Annotated in this window: 1 pseudogene; it reads left to right on the top strand. The window is 58.4% G+C overall.

Features of this window, described 5'->3' with window-relative positions:
• Positions 1 to 119: 119 nt before the first annotated feature.
• A pseudogene (locus Q4563_RS16820) lies at positions 120 to 387 on the top strand (hypothetical protein); the annotation flags it as partial.

Genomic DNA, 387 nt, shown 5'->3' with positions numbered 1-387 from the left:
CTGGCGGTTTTTGCGGCGGATGGCGGCATGCTGGTAATGGCCAGTCATCGCCCGGGGGAGCGTGAGTTGTTTGATCTGGAGATCTCGCTGACCAAAGCGGCAGCAGCGGAGGCCTTGTTATGAAGTCCTTGTCACAACATTATTTTCGCCAGCTGGCGGCTGAGCAAAAGCTGGCTCTGCTGGGGATTTTTCTGGCGGTGCTGACGGCATTTTCCGGGGTTGCCTTGCTGGCCGTCTCGGGTTGGTTTATCAGTGCCGCGGCCATGGCAGGGCTGAATGCTGTGGCGGCGCATCAGTTTAATTATTTTACCCCGGCGGCCATGGTTCGCGGCCTGTCGATCTCACGAACTCTGGGGCGTTATGGTGAACGGCTGGCCAGTCATGAAG

The organism is Gilvimarinus sp. 1_MG-2023, from assembly GCF_030548285.1.
This window is presented reverse-complemented; position numbering and strand designations above follow the sequence as displayed.